We start from the raw sequence: 15,897 nt of genomic DNA, 5'->3' as shown, positions 1-15,897 counted from the left end.
GCAAGTGGAAAGCAAAGGCCGAAGTGCTTTTTCTTGATGCGTGAGGCTTGCAGCTTGTTCCTGTTCTTTTTGAGATATATCCCTTGAACAGTCCAAGTACCTATTCTCCCGATCTCGCGGTGCCGGCCGACAAGCGCGTGTTTGGCGCCCGCGATCTGTTTTCCCTGTGGTTTTCCCTGGGCATCGGCCTGATGGTGCTGCAGACCGGTGCCCTGCTGGCGCCGGGCCTGGGGCTGGCCCATTCGTTGCTGGCGATCCTGCTCGGCACCGCGGTCGGTGTGCTGCTGCTGGCGGCGGTGGGGGTGATCGGCAGCGATACCGGCCTGTCGTCCATGGCCGCACTCAAGCTCAGCCTGGGCCGGCGTGGCGCGAGCCTGCCGGCACTGCTGAACCTGCTGCAACTGGTGGGCTGGGGCTCGTTTGAAATCATCGTCATGCGCGATGCTGCGAGCCTTTTGGGCTCCCGGGCCTTCAGTGAGGGCAGCCTGCTGGCCAGCCCGTTGCTCTGGACCCTGTTTTTCGGTGCCCTGGCCACCTTGCTGGCGGTCAGTGGGCCCTTGACCTTCGTCCGTCAGATCCTGCGCAAGTGGGGCATCTGGCTATTGCTGGCGGCGTGCCTGTGGCTGACCTGGAACCTGTTTGCCCGGGCCGACCTGGCGGCGCTCTGGGCCCAGGCCGGCGACGGTTCCATGCCGTTCGCCGTGGGCTTCGACATCGCCATCGCCATGCCCTTGTCGTGGTTGCCGCTGATCGCTGACTACTCGCGTTTCGGCCGGCGCGCCAAGAGCGTGTTCGGCGGTACGGCCCTGGGTTTTTTCATCGGCAATTTCTGGCTGATGAGCCTGGGCGTCGCCTACACCCTGGCTTTCGCCCCAAGCGGTGAGGTGAATGCCTTGCTGTTGGCGCTGGCGGGGGCCGGGTTGGGGATTCCGCTGCTGCTGATCCTGCTGGACGAGTCGGAGAACGCCTTTGCTGATATCCACTCTGCGGCGGTCTCTAGTGGCATTCTGCTGCGCCTGAAGGTCGAGCACCTGGCGCTGGCCATTGGCGTGCTCTGCACCCTGATCGCCTGCCTGGCGCCGTTGGCTCAGTACCAGAACTTCCTGCTGTTGATCGGCTCGGTATTCGCGCCGCTGTTTGGCGTGGTGCTGGTGGATCACTTCATCCTGCGTCGGCGCTTGGGGCAGAACTCGGTGTCAGCCTTGCGCTGGCCGGCGCTGCTGGCCTGGCTGGGTGGGGTGAGCACCTATCATCTGCTGGCCAATCTGTACCCGGATATTGGTGCAACCCTGCCGTCACTGGTGCTGGCAGGGTTGCTGCAATGGCTGTTGGGCCGGGCGTTCAGTTACCGCCAGGAAACAGCTCGGGCTTGAGTACGCCCTTGAGGCGGTCGTAGGGGATCTGCAGCTCGACGTGGCCCAAAACCTGCGGCGCGATGGTGGTGACGTCGTACTTGAGGGTCACGGCGTTGCGGGTCAGCGCCACGTTCTGGGTCTTCTGGAAGGGCCAGGTCTTCACGAACTCCGCCTCGCGATCCAGGTGGGTGCTGATCAGCCAGTTGTTGTGGGCGACCCGCGCGGCTTTCCAGAACATCTCTTCCTGGCCCGGCAGCAGCATGTCCGCCAGGTTCAGGGCCTGGTGCTGCTGGCGTGAATAGTTGACGAAGCCGCGGCCCGGGGTGCCGTTGGCGGCGCCGGTGTCCAGGTAGCTGGCCAGTTCGATGATCACCAGGCCGTCATGCTGCTCGCGTACCTTGGATTGCAGGTATATACCGTGGCGGTCCGGCGCGCTGCGCAGGAACTGCTCGCGGTAGGCCGCCAGGCTGGCCGGCAGTGCTGCGTCGGGGCTGGTGCGGGTCATTTGCAGCAGGCGTTTCTCAACGATGGCATCCAGTTTCGGCTCGGCGGGGAAGTGCACGATGTCGAGGTTGACCAGTGGGCAGTCGGCGCCGCTGCAGCCGGGCTTGAGTTGCTCGGATTTGTCCCGGGTGGTTTCCAGTGGGGTCATGTAGCTGGGTTGAAACAGGCTTTGGCAGGCGCCCAGGGTCAGGGCGATACAGGCCACGGAGGCGATTTTGACAAGCGACATGGGCGTCCTTCATAAACCAGGGGGAGGCAAAAGTTACCGGCTTCGACTGTCTGCGAGGCAGTCGGTTCGCCACTAAGCTCAATAGAGGCAATTAGAGTAGGTTTAGCCCCTCGCCGTCTATCCCGCTGAGGGTAAAGGGGCTGCATCGGCAGCCGCGAGCGCGTTAGGATGGCGCGAAGTCGAGGGGGATCCTCGGGTCGAATACGCTGTACACGAGGATTGTTATGACTGACTTTGCCCACTCCACGCCGAGTGCCGTCGAGATCATCCGGCGCGAGAACTGCTTCCAGGGTTTTTACCGGCTTGATCGCCTGCAACTGCGTCATGAACTGTTCGCCGGTGGCATGGGGCGTGAAATCAATCGTGAAGTTCTGGTCCGTCACGATGCGGTCTGCGTACTGCCGTACGATCCGCAACGCGATGAGGTGGTGCTGATCGAACAGTTCCGCGTTGGCGCCATGAGCAAGGCTGGCACGCCCTGGCTGGTGGAGCTGGTGGCCGGGTTGATCGACAAGGACGAGCAGCCGGAAGAAGTGGCGCGTCGTGAGGCGCAGGAGGAAGCTGGCCTGGGCATCTCGGCGCTGTGGCCGATGACCCAGTACTTCCCGTCGCCAGGGGGCAGCACCGAGTTCGTCCATCTGTTCCTGGGGCGTTGCGACAGCAGCGCCGCCGGTGGCCTGCACGGGCTGGAGGAAGAGGCGGAGGACATCCGGGTGTGCGTGATGGCTTACGAGGATGCCTTGCAGGCCACGCGTGACGGGCGAATCTGCAACGCCGCCAGCATCATTGCCTTGCAGTGGCTGGCGCTCAATCGCGCCGAAGTGAGGGGGTTATGGTCGTAAACAAGGTACGCGACCGCTACCGGGTGGATCTCGCGGGGCTGCAAGCTTCCTGCGAGGCCAACTACGCCCGGCTGATGCGCCTGTTGCCCGACATGCGCAACCAGCCTGTGGCGCGGCGCATTGCCGTGACCCAGGGCGACCAGATGCTCGGCGTACTGGCCCTGGAAGTGGTGTTGGCTTGCCCCTACACCACCACCTTGCAGGTGCGCCAGGAGCACAGCCTGCCGTGGCTGCCGGTGCCGCAGCTGGAAGTGCAGGTCTATCACGATGCGCGCATGGCGGAAGTCATCAGCGCCGAACATGCCCGACGGTTTCGCAGCATCTATCCCTATCCGAATGCCTTCATGCACCAGCCGGATGAAAAGGCCCAGCTTAATGTCTTTCTGGGGGAGTGGCTGAGTCACTGCCTGGCCTGTGGTCACGAGTTCGAAGCCGTGCGCTAGATGTGAACTGGGTCCGCTTCCCAGGTTTCCTCTTTTTCACTTCCCCCAGCATAATTGCCGCCTTCACCATGCTTTGTGCCCTTGCTCCAGGAGAACGCCGTGCCAAGCGTATCCGCACTGACTGCCGACGACTCCGTATGGCTGGTGCAACTGTCCGATAGCCATCTGTTTGCCGAGCCGGACGGCGCGCTGTTGGGCATGAACACCGCCGACAGCCTGCAACGGGTCATCGACCTGGTGCTGGCGCAGCAGCCGCGGATCGACCTGATGCTGGCCACCGGCGATCTGTCCCAGGACGGTACGCTGGAGTCCTATCAGCGCTTTCGCCAGTTGACCCGGCAGATTGCCGCCCCAGCCCGCTGGCTAGCGGGCAATCATGACGAACCGCAGGTCATGGAACTGGCCGCGAGTGGCAGTGATCTGCTCGCCCCGGTGGTGGATATCGGCAACTGGCGTATCACCCTGCTGGACTCGGCGGTGCCGGGGTCGGTACCGGGTTATCTGCAGGATGACCAACTGCAACTGCTGACCCGCTCGCTGAGCGAGGCGCCGGAACGGCATCACCTGATCTGTCTGCATCACCACCCGGTGTCCATCGGCTGCGCCTGGATGGAGCCCATCGGCTTGCGTAATGCCCAGGCACTGTTTGCCGTGATCGATGCGTTTCCACAGGTCCGCGCCGTGCTCTGGGGCCATGTCCACCAGGAGATCGACCGCCTGCGTGGCGAGGTGCGACTGTTGGCCTCACCTTCAACCTGCATCCAGTTCGAGCCCTTGAGCGACGACTTCAAGGTCGAGGAGCGGGCGCCGGGCTACCGCTGGCTGCGGTTGCTGCCCGATGGACGGTTGGAAACCGGCGTGCAGCGGGTCGAGGGCTACGCATTCACCCTCGACTACGGCAGCAACGGCTACTGAAGCGGCTTCGTTACCCGCCGTCATCCCTGTAAACTGCGGCTTTTGCCCAGGTGCACAGGGAGTTCGCATGTCCGGCTCGATCCTTTATATCCACGGCTTCAACAGTGCTCCGGCTTCGACCAAGGCCACTCAGCTGAGGCAGGTCATGGAGCAGCTCGGCCTGGCCGGGCAATTGCGTGTACCGGCCCTGCACCATCATCCGCGCCAGGCCATTGGCCAGCTGGAACAGGCGATTGCCGAGCTCGGTCGTCCATTGCTGGTCGGCAGCTCGCTCGGCGGCTACTATGCGACTCACCTTGCCGAGCGCTATGGTCTGAAAGCCCTGCTGATCAACCCTGCGGTCAGCCCGCACCGGATGTTCGACGGTTATCTGGGCACGCAGAAGAACCTGTATACCGATGAAACCTGGGAGCTGACCCACGATCATGTGGCGGCCCTGGCGGCGCTGGAAGTCGCGCCTCCCCAGGACCCGGAGCGGTATCAGGTGTGGTTGCAGACCGGGGACGAGACGCTGGACTATCGCAGCGCCGAACGCTATTACCGCGCCTGCGCCTTGCGCATCCAGGCCGGCGGCGATCATAGTTTCCAAGGTTTTACCGGACAATTGCCGGCGATGTTGAATTTTGCCGGCATCACTGCCGATCAGTACCAGGCGATCGACTTCACGGCACTGTGAGCTTTCGCCCCATATTCATTGAACGACTAACGACGAGAACCCATGGCCACTCCCAGCGCTAGCTCTTATAACGCAGACGCCATCGAAGTCCTCTCGGGACTCGACCCGGTGCGCAAACGCCCGGGCATGTACACCGACACCACGCGGCCCAACCATTTGGCCCAGGAAGTCATCGACAACAGCGTCGACGAAGCCCTGGCCGGCCATGCGAAGTCGATACAGGTCATCCTGCACGCCGACCATTCCCTGGAAGTGTCCGACGACGGCCGCGGCATGCCCGTGGACATCCACCCGGAAGAGGGCGTGTCCGGGATCGAGCTGATCCTTACCAAGCTCCATGCCGGCGGCAAGTTTTCCAACAAGAACTACCAGTTCTCCGGCGGCCTGCACGGGGTGGGCATTTCCGTGGTCAACGCCCTGTCGAACCAGGTGCGGGTGCGGGTCAAGCGCGACGGCAACGAGTACCAGATGACGTTCGCCGACGGCTACAAGGCCACCGAGCTGGAAGTGGTCGGCAGCGTGGGCAAGCGCAACACCGGCACCAGCGTGTACTTTGCCCCGGATCCGAAATACTTCGATTCACCGAAATTTTCCGTCAGCCGCCTCAAGCACGTGCTCAAGGCCAAGGCCGTACTGTGCCCGGGGCTGCTGGTGAGCTTCGAGGACAAGTCCAGCGGCGAAAAGGTCGAGTGGCATTACGAAGACGGCCTGCGCTCCTACCTGGTGGACGCGGTCAGCGAATTCGAACGCCTGCCCAGCGAGCCGTTCTGCGGCAGCCTGGCGGGTAACAAGGAAGCCGTGGACTGGGCCCTGCTGTGGCTGCCCGAAGGCGGCGACAGCGTCCAGGAAAGCTACGTCAACCTGATCCCCACGGCTCAGGGCGGTACCCACGTCAATGGCCTGCGCCAGGGCCTGCTGGATGCGATGCGCGAGTTCTGCGAGTTCCGCAACCTGTTGCCACGCGGCCTGAAGCTGGCCCCGGAAGACGTCTGGGAGCGCATCGCCTTTGTCCTGTCGATGAAGATGCAGGACGCACAGTTCTCCGGCCAGACCAAGGAGCGCCTGTCGTCCCGTGAGGCGGCCGCTTTCGTTTCCGGCGTGGTCAAGGACGCGTTCAGCCTGTGGCTCAACGCCAACCCCGAACTGGGCATGCAATTGGCGGAGCTGGCCATCAGCAACGCCGGCCGCCGCCTGAAGGCCAGCAAGAAGGTCGAGCGCAAGCGCATTACCCAGGGCCCGGCACTGCCCGGCAAGCTGGCCGACTGCGCCGGCCAGGACCCGATGCGTTCCGAACTGTTCCTGGTGGAGGGTGACTCCGCCGGTGGTTCGGCCAAGCAGGCGCGGGACAAGGAATTCCAGGCGATCCTGCCGTTGCGCGGCAAGATCCTCAACACCTGGGAAGTGGACGGTAGCGAAGTCCTGGCCAGCCAGGAGGTGCACAACATCGCCGTGGCCATCGGTGTCGACCCGGGCGCCGAGGACATGAGCCAGCTGCGCTACGGCAAGATCTGCATCCTCGCCGACGCCGACTCCGACGGTCTGCACATCGCCACTTTGTTGTGTGCCTTGTTCGTCCAGCATTTCCGTCCGCTGGTGGACGCCGGCCACGTCTATGTGGCCATGCCGCCGTTGTATCGCATCGACCTGGGCAAGGAAATCTACTACGCCCTGGACGAGGCCGAGCGTGACGGCATTCTCGACCGCCTGGTGGCCGAGAAGAAGCGCGGCAAACCGCAGGTCACCCGATTCAAGGGGCTGGGTGAAATGAACCCGCCGCAACTGCGCGAGACCACCATGGATCCGAACACCCGGCGTCTGGTGCAGTTGACCCTGGACGACGTCGAGGCCACCGCGGAAATCATGGACATGCTGCTGGCGAAGAAACGCGCCGGTGATCGCAAGTCCTGGCTGGAGTCCAAGGGCAACCTGGCCGAGGTGCTGGCCTGATGCACAGAGGTCTTGCCCTGGCCCTGGCGCTATTGGCAACTTCAGTGCTGGCCGCGCCGGCGCCCGAACTGAAATTGCTGTCCGAGCATCCTGTGGAAGGCATGCGCGGCGGCAATCTGTCCGGGTTGGCGCTCTGTGGTCAGGATCTCTGGACCGTCTCCGACCGCGATGACGAGCAGATCTACAAACTCGATACCCGTGACACCGTCTGGCAGGCCGAGACCATCAGGATCGAGGTGCCATCGGTACCCGATACCGGCTTGCCCTGGGGCCTGAAGTCGCGGACCTGGGCGGCGTCTTTCGTGCGCGGTGGCGACCTGGACTTCGAAGGCATTTCCTGCGACGCCGCCGGCAACAAATATGTGGTCAGCGAAGCCCACGCCGCGGTGCTGCAGGTTCCGGCGCAAGGGGCTCCGACCTGGTTGAAGATTTCCCCGATCATGGTCCGCGAAGCCCGCGCGAGCGGCATGCTGCTGCACTTCAACGCCCTGTTCGAGGGCCTGGCGGTCAACCCCGCCGGGGACCGGATCTGGTTGGCGGCGGAGCGCGAGCGACGCGGGTTGCTGTTGATCAAGCGCGGCCAGACCACCTGGGACTGCGATGGCCGGTGTGTGCTGCTCAGCGAAGCAGGTTTGGAAATGCAGCCTGAGCAGGTGCCGAACGCCAAGGCCGTGTCCCGGGACTTTGCCGACCTGGCGCTGTTCGACGGCAAGCTGTTCACCCTGGAGCGCAATGCCTACCAGATCTGTCGCCGGGACGCTCTGACCGCCAAGGTCGAGCTGTGCTGGTCGTTTGCTGGCGAAGCACTGGTGGCGCACCGGCGTTATCCACAGCCCTACGGGTTGGCGGAAGCCCTGGTGGTGGATGCCAAGGGCGCCTGGATCGGCCTGGACAACAACAACGGTGCCCGCGCCGATGGCGAGGCCCGACCGATCGTCTGGCGCTTTGCCGCTCCCGAAGGCGGTTGGAGTGCCAAACCGTGAGCCAGCAGCCGGGCAAGAGTGCAGGGCGGGTGATGCTGATCATGGCCTGGGCGGCGGCGCTGTTTTTGGCCACGCGGTTCTTTGCCGACTGGGAAGCGCGCCAGGAGAACCCCAACACTGTCGTCAGTTCGCAACAACATGAGGGTTACATCGAAGTGCAGTTGGCGGGCAATCGCCAGGGGCATTTCGTCGCCAGCGGCCATATCAACGGGCGGCCGGTGCAATTCATGCTCGATACCGGCGCCACCGATGTCTCGGTGCCCGCGGACCTGGCCGAGCGCCTGGGCCTGGAGCGGGGCGCTCCGGTCAGCCTGAGCACGGCCAACGGCCGCAGCGAGGGGTATCGAACCCGTATCGAACTCCTGCAACTGGGCGATATCGTGTTGCGCGATGTGGCCGCTCTGGTGGCCCCGGGGCTCGATGGCGACCAGGTTCTACTGGGCATGAGCGCTTTGAAGAAACTTGAATTTACTCAGCGCGGCGGCAGCATGCTGCTGCGCCAGACTACGAACCAATGAGGCCCGCATGAGCGACTCCCTTGATCTCAGCCTGGATGGCGTAGAACGCCGGTCACTGGCTGACTTCACCGAAAATGCCTACCTCAACTACTCCATGTACGTGATCATGGACCGTGCTTTGCCGCATATCGGCGACGGCCTGAAACCGGTACAGCGGCGTATCGTCTACGCCATGAGTGAGCTGGGGCTGGATGCCGATTCCAAGCACAAGAAGTCCGCGCGTACCGTGGGCGATGTGCTCGGCAAGTTCCACCCGCACGGCGATTCGGCCTGCTACGAGGCCATGGTGCTGATGGCCCAGCCGTTCAGCTACCGCTACACGCTGGTGGACGGGCAGGGTAACTGGGGGGCGCCGGACGACCCCAAGTCCTTCGCCGCCATGCGTTATACCGAGGCGCGCCTGTCGCGCTACTCCGAAGTGCTGCTCAGCGAGCTGGGCCAGGGGACTGCGGACTGGGGGCCGAATTTCGACGGCACGCTGCAGGAACCGCTGGTGTTGCCGGCGCGCTTGCCGAACATCCTGCTCAACGGCACCACCGGCATCGCCGTGGGCATGGCCACCGACGTGCCGCCGCACAACCTGCGGGAAGTGGCTTCGGCTTGCGTGCGCCTGCTCGATGAGCCCAAGGCCAGCGTCGAGCAGCTCTGCGAGCATATCCAGGGCCCGGACTACCCCACCGAAGCGGAAATCATCACGCCTCGCGCCGATCTGCTGAAGATCTACGAAACCGGCCGTGGCTCGGTGCGCATGCGCGCCGTGTACCGCGTCGAGGACGGTGACATCATCGTCACGGCGCTGCCGCATCAAGTGTCCGGGGCCAAGGTGCTGGAGCAGATCGCCGGTCAGATGCAGGCCAAGAAATTGCCGATGGTGGCCGACCTGCGCGACGAGTCGGACCACGAGAACCCGTGCCGCATCGTGATCATCCCGCGCTCCAACCGGGTCGATCCCGAAGAGCTGATGCAGCACCTGTTCGCCACCACCGAGCTGGAGTCTACCTATCGGGTCAACATCAACATCATCGGCCTGGATGGCAAGCCGCAGTTGAAGAACCTGCGGGCCCTGCTGGTGGAGTGGCTGGAATTCCGCGTCAGCACTGTGCGTCGGCGCCTGCAGTTCCGCCTGGACAAGGTCGAGCGTCGCCTGCACCTGTTGGACGGTTTGCTGATTGCCTACCTCAACCTGGATGAAGTGATCCACATCATCCGCACCGAGGAGCATCCACGGGCCAAGCTGATCGAGCGTTTTGCCCTTAGCGAAATCCAGGCCGACTACATCCTCGACACCCGTCTGCGGCAGTTGGCGCGTCTGGAAGAGATGAAGCTGCGGGCCGAGCAGGATGAACTGCTCAAGGAACAGGCCAAGCTGCAAGCGCTGCTCAACAGTGAAGCCAAGCTGAAGAAGCTGGTGCGTAGCGAGCTGCTGCAAGACGCAGAAACCTACGGCGACGACCGCCGTTCGCCGATCGTTGCCCGGGCCGAGGCCAAGGCACTGTCGGAAAACGAACTGATGCCTACCGAACCGGTCACCATCGTTCTGTCGGAAAAAGGCTGGGTCCGTTGCGCCAAGGGGCATGATATTGACGCCACTGGTTTGTCCTACAAGGCTGGCGATGGCTACAAGACCGCCGCTGCCGGGCGTTCCAACCAGTTCGCGGTGTTCATCGACTCCACCGGCCGCAGTTACTCGGTGGCCGCTCATACGCTGCCATCGGCGCGTGGCCAGGGCGAGCCTCTGACCGGCCGTCTGACGCCGCCGCCAGGTGCGACCTTCGAGTGCGTGCTGTTGCCGGATGACGATGCCTTGTATGTCATCGCTTCCGATGCCGGTTACGGCTTCGTGGTCAAGGGCGAGGACCTGCAGGCCAAGAACAAGGCGGGCAAGGCACTGTTGAGCCTGCCGAACAACGCCAAGGTGCTGGCGCCGCGGCCAGTGGCCGATCGTGAACAGAACTGGCTGGCTTCGGTGACCACCGAAGGGCGCCTGCTGGTGTTCAAGATCAGCGACCTGCCGCAACTGGGCAAGGGCAAGGGCAACAAGATCATCGGTATTCCCGGTGAGCGCGTGGCCAGCCGCGAAGAGTACGTTACCGACATCGCGGTACTGCCGGATGGCGCGACCCTGGTGCTGCAGGCCGGCAAGCGCACCTTGTCGCTGAAGGCCGACGATCTGGAGCACTACAAAGGCGAGCGCGGTCGCCGTGGCAACAAACTGCCTCGCGGTTTCCAGCGGGTGGATGCGTTGTTGGTAGAAACTCTCAGTTAAAGGCGTGCTAGAGCGTTCTATCTGCGATTTAAGCGGCGGATCGACGCTACAACACTGGAGTCAGGGCGCATATTCACGGATGATATGCGCTTTCAAACGCCGGCGTGGCCGGGCGTTATTCAGGTTTTTTTGAGTATTTACACTGTGGTTAGCCTTGTGGCCGCCACCTGGATGGGATGATGACTGCTCTGCGCCTTCCTCTTGTTTTCTTGCTCGCTGGCGTTCTTGGCCTGGCGGGTTGCAGCGTACACCAGCCGGTGTCGCTGTATCAGCTGGACAGCGGAAGTCCAGCCCAGCCGGCCACTGCCGGCATGTCGGTAGTGCTGGGGCCGGTGTTGATCGCCGATTACCTGCAACGTGAAACCCTCCTTCAGCGTCAGGATGATGGCAGCCTGCAAGCCTCGACCGATGGTCGCTGGGCCGGCAGCCTGTCTTCGGACATCAACCAGTTGCTGCTGCGCCAGGTGGCCGGTCACCTGGACAGTCAGCGAGTCGTGTTGGCCCCGGCCACCAGCGGCTTCACCCCGGATGTCCAGGTGCTGCTGTCGATCACGCGCCTGGATTCGGGCAAGTCGCAACCTGCAGTGCTGGACGCGCAATGGCGCCTGATCGACCGTCGTGGCCAGGTGCGGGATAACCGCATCATCCACCTGCAGGAACAGCATGCGGGGACCACGGCGTCGCAGGTTCAGGCTCAGGGCGTGTTGTTGCAACGCCTGGCCGAGCAACTGTCGGGCGCCCTCAAGCCCCTGGCCAATCAGCCCGCCGTCGCCGAAGTGCCTCGCAAGGCGGCTCCGGCGCCAGCGCCCAAGCCTGCCGAGCACGAGAAGCAGCCGAAGATTCCGATGGCCACGCCTATCCGTACGGATATGGAAGTGTTCCGCTTCTGAAGCGCACCGCCGCAAGACAAGGCCCGCCTAGCAGCGGGCCTTGTTGTTTCTGGGCCAGGGCCAGGTGCTGCTCGGTTGGCGAGCCAGAGCAGGGTCGTCGGCGTCGGTTTGCCCGCGCAGGGCGCGACAAACCCGTCCGCCAGACACGAAAAAGCCCGCACTTGGCGTAATGCTGTTCACTTAAGCGGCCGAACGAACAGGGACTTGTTGTAGTGGCAAGGCCTGTTGTGGCGAGGGAGCTTGCTCCCGCTCGACCGCGTAGCGGTCGTAAAACCTGCCGGCGCGTTTTTTCAGGCTCACCGCGTAGATGCGACTGGGGGCGCTGCGCACCCCAGCGGGAGCAAGCTCCCTCGCCACAGGGCAATGCTCTGTATTCGAGCGGCCGAACGAAGAATGTCTCTTTTGGGGCGGCAGCGAAGCCCAAAAAAACGGCGCTTGCTCATCTTGAGGAAGCGCCGTTTTTTGTTAAGTGGACAGCATTACGTACTTGGCGGGCTTTTTCTGGCACGAGGGCAGCCTTACAGCTTGGCTCGTGTCTCGTGCATGCGCGCCAGTTGCCGCTCCAGCATCGATGGGTAGGGCTCCATCAGGCGTTCAACGCAGCAAGCACCTTCCGGGCTGGCGATCGGACGAATACGTGCTCGCTGGCGCAGCAGCGCGTCGTCATTGACCTTGCGTTCCACCAGCAGCAGGTTGCGGCTGTGCTGGGACAGTGCCAGGGCATCCTGGGCGGTTTCGGTCAGCAGCAGGTCGATCTGGCTCAGGCCGAACAGTTCGTCGCCCAGGGTCAGGCCCAACTGCAGTTGCAGGGTGATGCCGCTGTCCGCGACTTCGATCTGCAAGGCGTGGCCCAGGGCCCGCAGCAGCTCGCCACAGCAGATGGCGTTGGTCAGGTAGTCGTCGCCGCTGTCTTCGCTGTGGAACAGCATCAGCGTGCTGCCGTCATTCAGGGTGTGCAGTTCGCTCTGGTACAGCGAGGCTGCCTGGTCGAGGCAATCGCGGTAGCGCTCCAGCAGTTCCATCAGGCGCGCGCGGGGCAGGCGTCGCAGCTGTTCCTGGGCGCCCAGTTGCACCGCGAGTACGGCGCTGTGCTGAGGCTGGGCCGGGACCTGAGGTTGCGGCTGGGCCTTGGGTGCCGGGGTCGGGGAGTTGTCCCGCAGGTCGGCGAAGGGGTCTTCCTCGTCCTGTTCGTCTTCCTCGGCGTGGACCAGGTGCCGCGGGGCTGGTTTCAGGCCGGCCACCGGGGCGCTTTCATCAAAGCTCGGGTCGCGCAGGTTGCGTACTTCGAACGCGGGTTCATCGTCCTCGTCGTCCTGCTCTTCAAGCTCTGGTTGCGGCGCCGGCTCGGCTTTCTCTGGCACCAGGCGGGCGTGCAGTTGGCGCGCCAGGTCACCGATTTCGTCCTGGCGCTGGGTTGCCGGGGTGTGTTCATCGAGGTCGCGCAGCCAGACCCGAAGTTGCAACAGCGGGGTCGAAATGTGCCGGCCCAGGCGCAGGCTCAAGGCCAGGGCCAGGGCCAGCAGGATGGCGCTGAGGATGCCCATGCTTTGCAGGCTGATGGTCATCGGCTGCTGGAATTGCGCCATGTCCAGGCTGATCCGCAGGTTGCCGGCGGTCACGTCCTGAAAGGTGATCTTGGTCTGGTAGACACCCTCGGTTTCACCCAGCAGGCTGCTCTTGGGGCGCTGCCCGGCTTCGGCGAGGATGCGGTTGTCGACGCTGTAGATCGCCGCGTGGGCCACCAACGGGTTCTTGGTCAGGTTGTTGAGCAGAACGTTGAGGCTGAGGATGTCGTTGGACACCAGCAACTCGGTGGCCGAGGTGGCGGTCTGGGTGGTCAGGCTCTGGCCCAGGGCGTCGGCCTGTTCATGCATGGCTTGCTTGAACTGCAGGCCCATCACTCCGGCATAGATCACCAGGGCCAGGGCGACCAGGATCACGTTATGGCTGGCAATGCGCAATGCAATCGGCACACGGCGATGGCGCAGTGCACGGAAGATCAGCAGGAAGAAGTTGTCGGTTTTAACTGGCGTGGGCCGGTTCACTGAGCTCGGCTCTTTTGTCCGTGAAGTTGACGCGCAGTATAGCGACAGGCCCTAGACCGGCAAAGCGCTGGCTGTGCCCGATGGTCACCGAAAGTGGGTAGAATGCGCTTTTTTTCCACCTCGGGGGTGCGCCTTGCGCGAAATTGTCCTGATAAACATCACCGGCGAAGATCGTCCCGGTCTGACTGCAGCCATTACCGGCGTTCTGGCCCAGGGTGGTGTGAACATTCTCGACATCGGTCAGGCGGTGATCCACGACACCTTGTCGTTCGGCATCCTGGTTGAGATTCCCGGCAACGAGCAGAGCTCGTCGGTGCTCAAGGACATTCTGTTCACCGCTTACAAGCTCGACCAGCAGGTGCGTTTCACCCCGGTCTCCGAAGAGGATTACCAGCAGTGGGTCGCCGGCCAGGGCAAGAAGCGCCACATCGTCACCCTGCTGACCCGCAAGGTCACCGCCGAGCAGTTGCAGCGGGTGAGTTCGATCACCGCCAAGTACGGCCTGAACATCGACCACATCGATCGCCTGTCCGGGCGCATGTCCCTGGACATGCCGGCCGATCAGGGCAAGGGCTGCATCGAGTTCTCGGTGCGTGGCGAAGCCGCCGACCCGCAAGCCCTGCGCGCCGAGTTCCTCAGCGTGGCCCAGGAACTGAACGTCGATATCGCCTTCCAGGAAGACTCGCTGTTCCGCCGTAACCGGCGCCTGGCGGTGTTCGACATGGACTCGACGCTGATCGAGGCCGAGGTCATCGACGAGCTGGCCAAGGCTGCCGGTGTGGGCGATCGAGTCGCGGAAATCACCGAGCGGGCGATGGCTGGCGAGTTGGATTTTCGTGCCAGCTTCAAGGAGCGCCTGGCGCTGCTCAAGGGGCTGGATGTCAATGTGCTCGACGCCATCGGCGCTTCCCTGCGCCTGACCGAGGGTGCCGAAACCCTGTTCGCCGAACTCAAGCGCCTGGGCTACAAGACTGCAATTCTTTCAGGCGGTTTCACCTACTTCGCCAAACAGCTGCAGGCCAAGCTGGGTATCGACTACGTGTTTGCCAACGAGCTGGAAGTGGTGGATGGCAAAGTCACGGGCGTGGCGATCGAGCCGATTGTCGACGCCCAGCGCAAGGCCGATCTGCTGCGCGAGCTGGCGCACAAGGAAGGCCTGCGCCTGGAGCAGACCATTGCGGTCGGTGACGGTGCCAACGACTTGCCGATGCTCGGCATTGCCGGCCTGGGCGTGGCGTTCCGCGCCAAGCCGCTGGTCAAACAGTCGGCCAAGCAGGCCATCTCCACCCTGGGCCTGGACGGCGTGCTGTATCTGCTGGGCTTCCGGGATCGTGACGGGCAGCTCTGAGGCGCCGGTCAAAAACGCCCATGAAAAACGCCGCTGATCAGCGGCGTTTTTGTGTCCGTCATCCAGGTCTCAAGCCTTGGGCAGGCCCAAGCCCTGGCCCATGCGCACTGGCGAACCGGCGGCCAGTTCTTCGGCCCACTGCACCTGATTCGGGCCGAACAGCACGATGGCCGTGGAGCCCAGTTTGAAGCGGCCCATTTCGGCGCCTTTTTCCAGCTGGATCGGCGCTCGGGCCGCTTCGTCGTAGCGCACGGTCTTGAGCTCGCGCTTGGGTGGCGTTACCAGGCCGGCCCAGACGGTTTCGATCGAGGCAACGATCATCGCGCCCACCAGCACCAGAGCCATTGGGCCACGCTCGGTATCGAAAATGCACACCACGCGTTCGTTGCGGGCGAACAACTCGGGTACGTTTTCAGCGGTGGTCTGGTTCACCGAGAAGATCCGACCCGGGACATAGACCATTTCCCGCAGGGTGCCGGCCAGGGGCATGTGCACCCGGTGGTAGTCCTTGGGCGACAGGTAGATGGTGGCGAAGTCGCCGCCCATGAACGGCTGCGCCAGGGCCGGATCACCGCCCAGCAGTTCCAGCACGCTGTAGCTGTGGCCCTTGGCCTGGAACACCCGGCCGTGCTCGATCGGGCCCAATTGGCTGACCGCGCCATCGGCAGGGCTGAGCACTGCGCCAGGGGTCGTGTCCAGTGGTCGTGCCCCTTCTTTCAGGGCGCGGGTGAAGAAGGCGTTGAAGTGCTCGTAGGCGGTCACGTCTTCTACCTGGGCCTCGGACATGTCGACCTGATACTGCTTGGCGAACCAGCGGGTGAACGCATTCTTGAACCAGCGCACGCGGCACTCGGCGATGCAGCCCGCCAGACGCGACAGCAAGTGGTGAGGCAGCAGGTACTGGCTGATGATGAACAAACGCTTTTTCATTGGGTG

The 15,897-nt window shown here is 63.5% G+C and carries 14 protein-coding genes; 11 read left to right on the top strand and 3 right to left on the bottom strand.

Annotated features, from left to right (window positions below; all coding sequences use genetic code 11):
* The first annotated feature begins 83 nt into the window (after positions 1-83).
* Positions 84-1,373 (top strand): putative hydroxymethylpyrimidine transporter CytX, encoded by a 1,290-nt coding sequence (gene cytX, locus LXM55_RS18105; RefSeq protein WP_233321607.1) that lies wholly within the window; start codon positions 84-86, stop codon positions 1,371-1,373.
* On the opposite strand, the gene LXM55_RS18100 is transcribed toward cytX, so the two are convergent.
* Positions 1,342-2,088, bottom strand: coding sequence for an RsiV family protein (locus LXM55_RS18100; protein WP_233321605.1), 747 nt, complete (start codon positions 2,086-2,088; stop codon positions 1,342-1,344). The two genes, cytX and LXM55_RS18100, sit on opposite strands and share 32 nt — an antisense overlap.
* 224 nt (positions 2,089-2,312) lie before the next feature.
* On the opposite strand from LXM55_RS18100, the gene LXM55_RS18095 reads away from it, so the two are divergent.
* The 9 genes from LXM55_RS18095 to LXM55_RS18055 all read left to right on the top strand — a co-directional run bounded on the left by LXM55_RS18095 (position 2,313) and on the right by LXM55_RS18055 (position 11,568).
* The gene (locus tag LXM55_RS18095; protein ID WP_233321604.1) at positions 2,313-2,930 is read left to right on the top strand and encodes an NUDIX domain-containing protein; all 618 of its coding nucleotides are present in this window, start codon (positions 2,313-2,315) and stop codon (positions 2,928-2,930) included.
* Positions 2,921-3,373, top strand: coding sequence for a DUF1249 domain-containing protein (locus LXM55_RS18090; RefSeq protein ID WP_011058915.1), 453 nt, complete (start codon positions 2,921-2,923; stop codon positions 3,371-3,373). Before LXM55_RS18095 ends, LXM55_RS18090 begins: the two co-directional genes overlap by 10 nt.
* A gap of 99 nt (positions 3,374-3,472) precedes the next feature.
* Positions 3,473-4,288: a 3',5'-cyclic-AMP phosphodiesterase gene (gene cpdA, locus LXM55_RS18085; RefSeq protein WP_233321603.1), complete on the top strand. Its 816-nt coding sequence runs from the start codon at positions 3,473-3,475 to the stop codon at positions 4,286-4,288.
* A gap of 67 nt (positions 4,289-4,355) precedes the next feature.
* On the top strand, positions 4,356-4,964 hold the full coding sequence (locus tag LXM55_RS18080; RefSeq protein WP_233321602.1) for a YqiA/YcfP family alpha/beta fold hydrolase: 609 nt from the start codon (positions 4,356-4,358) through the stop codon (positions 4,962-4,964).
* Between the two features lie 42 nt (positions 4,965-5,006).
* Positions 5,007-6,911: a DNA topoisomerase IV subunit B gene (gene parE, locus LXM55_RS18075; protein ID WP_233321601.1), complete on the top strand. Its 1,905-nt coding sequence runs from the start codon at positions 5,007-5,009 to the stop codon at positions 6,909-6,911.
* The gene (locus LXM55_RS18070; RefSeq protein ID WP_233321600.1) at positions 6,911-7,894 is read left to right on the top strand and encodes an esterase-like activity of phytase family protein; all 984 of its coding nucleotides are present in this window, start codon (positions 6,911-6,913) and stop codon (positions 7,892-7,894) included. Before parE ends, LXM55_RS18070 begins: the two co-directional genes overlap by 1 nt.
* The gene (locus tag LXM55_RS18065) at positions 7,891-8,412 is read left to right on the top strand and encodes a retropepsin-like aspartic protease family protein (RefSeq protein WP_233321599.1); all 522 of its coding nucleotides are present in this window, start codon (positions 7,891-7,893) and stop codon (positions 8,410-8,412) included. Before LXM55_RS18070 ends, LXM55_RS18065 begins: the two co-directional genes overlap by 4 nt.
* A 7-nt stretch (positions 8,413-8,419) precedes the next feature.
* Positions 8,420-10,678 (top strand): DNA topoisomerase IV subunit A, encoded by a 2,259-nt coding sequence (parC, locus tag LXM55_RS18060; protein ID WP_233321597.1) that lies wholly within the window; start codon positions 8,420-8,422, stop codon positions 10,676-10,678.
* 179 nt (positions 10,679-10,857) lie between these two features.
* A complete protein-coding gene (locus LXM55_RS18055) occupies positions 10,858-11,568 on the top strand; it encodes a PqiC family protein (protein ID WP_233321596.1) in 711 nt (236 codons plus the stop codon).
* Positions 11,569-12,086: 518 nt separating this feature from the next.
* Here LXM55_RS18055 and LXM55_RS18050 read toward each other — a convergent pair.
* On the bottom strand, positions 12,087-13,613 hold the full coding sequence (locus tag LXM55_RS18050) for an AhpA/YtjB family protein (protein ID WP_233321594.1): 1,527 nt from the start codon (positions 13,611-13,613) through the stop codon (positions 12,087-12,089).
* Between the two features lie 133 nt (positions 13,614-13,746).
* Between LXM55_RS18050 and serB the strand changes: the two genes are divergently transcribed.
* The gene (gene serB / locus LXM55_RS18045) at positions 13,747-14,961 is read left to right on the top strand and encodes a phosphoserine phosphatase SerB (protein WP_233321592.1); all 1,215 of its coding nucleotides are present in this window, start codon (positions 13,747-13,749) and stop codon (positions 14,959-14,961) included.
* A 69-nt stretch (positions 14,962-15,030) separates the two neighbouring features.
* On the opposite strand, the gene asd is transcribed toward serB, so the two are convergent.
* A complete protein-coding gene (gene asd / locus LXM55_RS18040) occupies positions 15,031-15,891 on the bottom strand; it encodes an archaetidylserine decarboxylase (protein WP_233321591.1) in 861 nt (286 codons plus the stop codon).
* Positions 15,892-15,897 lie beyond the last annotated feature (6 nt).

Origin of the sequence: Pseudomonas sp. Au-Pse12, assembly GCF_021341665.1 — a bacterium.
Taxonomy (GTDB): Bacteria; Pseudomonadota; Gammaproteobacteria; order Pseudomonadales; family Pseudomonadaceae; genus Aquipseudomonas.
Note: the sequence above shows the minus strand (reverse complement) of the source record. Positions and strands in the feature narration are given on the sequence as shown.

What these genes read in the sequence shown, in the direction of transcription:
- parC (WP_233321597.1), top strand. Translation starts at nt 8,420, where the DNA reads ATGAGCGACTCCCTTGATCTCAGCCTGGATGGCGTAGAACGCCGGTCA.
- LXM55_RS18070 (WP_233321600.1), top strand. Translation starts at nt 6,911, where the DNA reads ATGCACAGAGGTCTTGCCCTGGCCCTGGCGCTATTGGCAACTTCAGTG.
- LXM55_RS18100 (WP_233321605.1), bottom strand. Translation starts at nt 2,088, where the DNA reads ATGTCGCTTGTCAAAATCGCCTCCGTGGCCTGTATCGCCCTGACCCTG.
- parE (WP_233321601.1), top strand. Translation starts at nt 5,007, where the DNA reads ATGGCCACTCCCAGCGCTAGCTCTTATAACGCAGACGCCATCGAAGTC.
- LXM55_RS18090 (WP_011058915.1), top strand. Translation starts at nt 2,921, where the DNA reads ATGGTCGTAAACAAGGTACGCGACCGCTACCGGGTGGATCTCGCGGGG.
- asd (WP_233321591.1), bottom strand. Translation starts at nt 15,891, where the DNA reads ATGAAAAAGCGTTTGTTCATCATCAGCCAGTACCTGCTGCCTCACCAC.
- LXM55_RS18055 (WP_233321596.1), top strand. Translation starts at nt 10,858, where the DNA reads ATGACTGCTCTGCGCCTTCCTCTTGTTTTCTTGCTCGCTGGCGTTCTT.
- LXM55_RS18095 (WP_233321604.1), top strand. Translation starts at nt 2,313, where the DNA reads ATGACTGACTTTGCCCACTCCACGCCGAGTGCCGTCGAGATCATCCGG.
- LXM55_RS18080 (WP_233321602.1), top strand. Translation starts at nt 4,356, where the DNA reads ATGTCCGGCTCGATCCTTTATATCCACGGCTTCAACAGTGCTCCGGCT.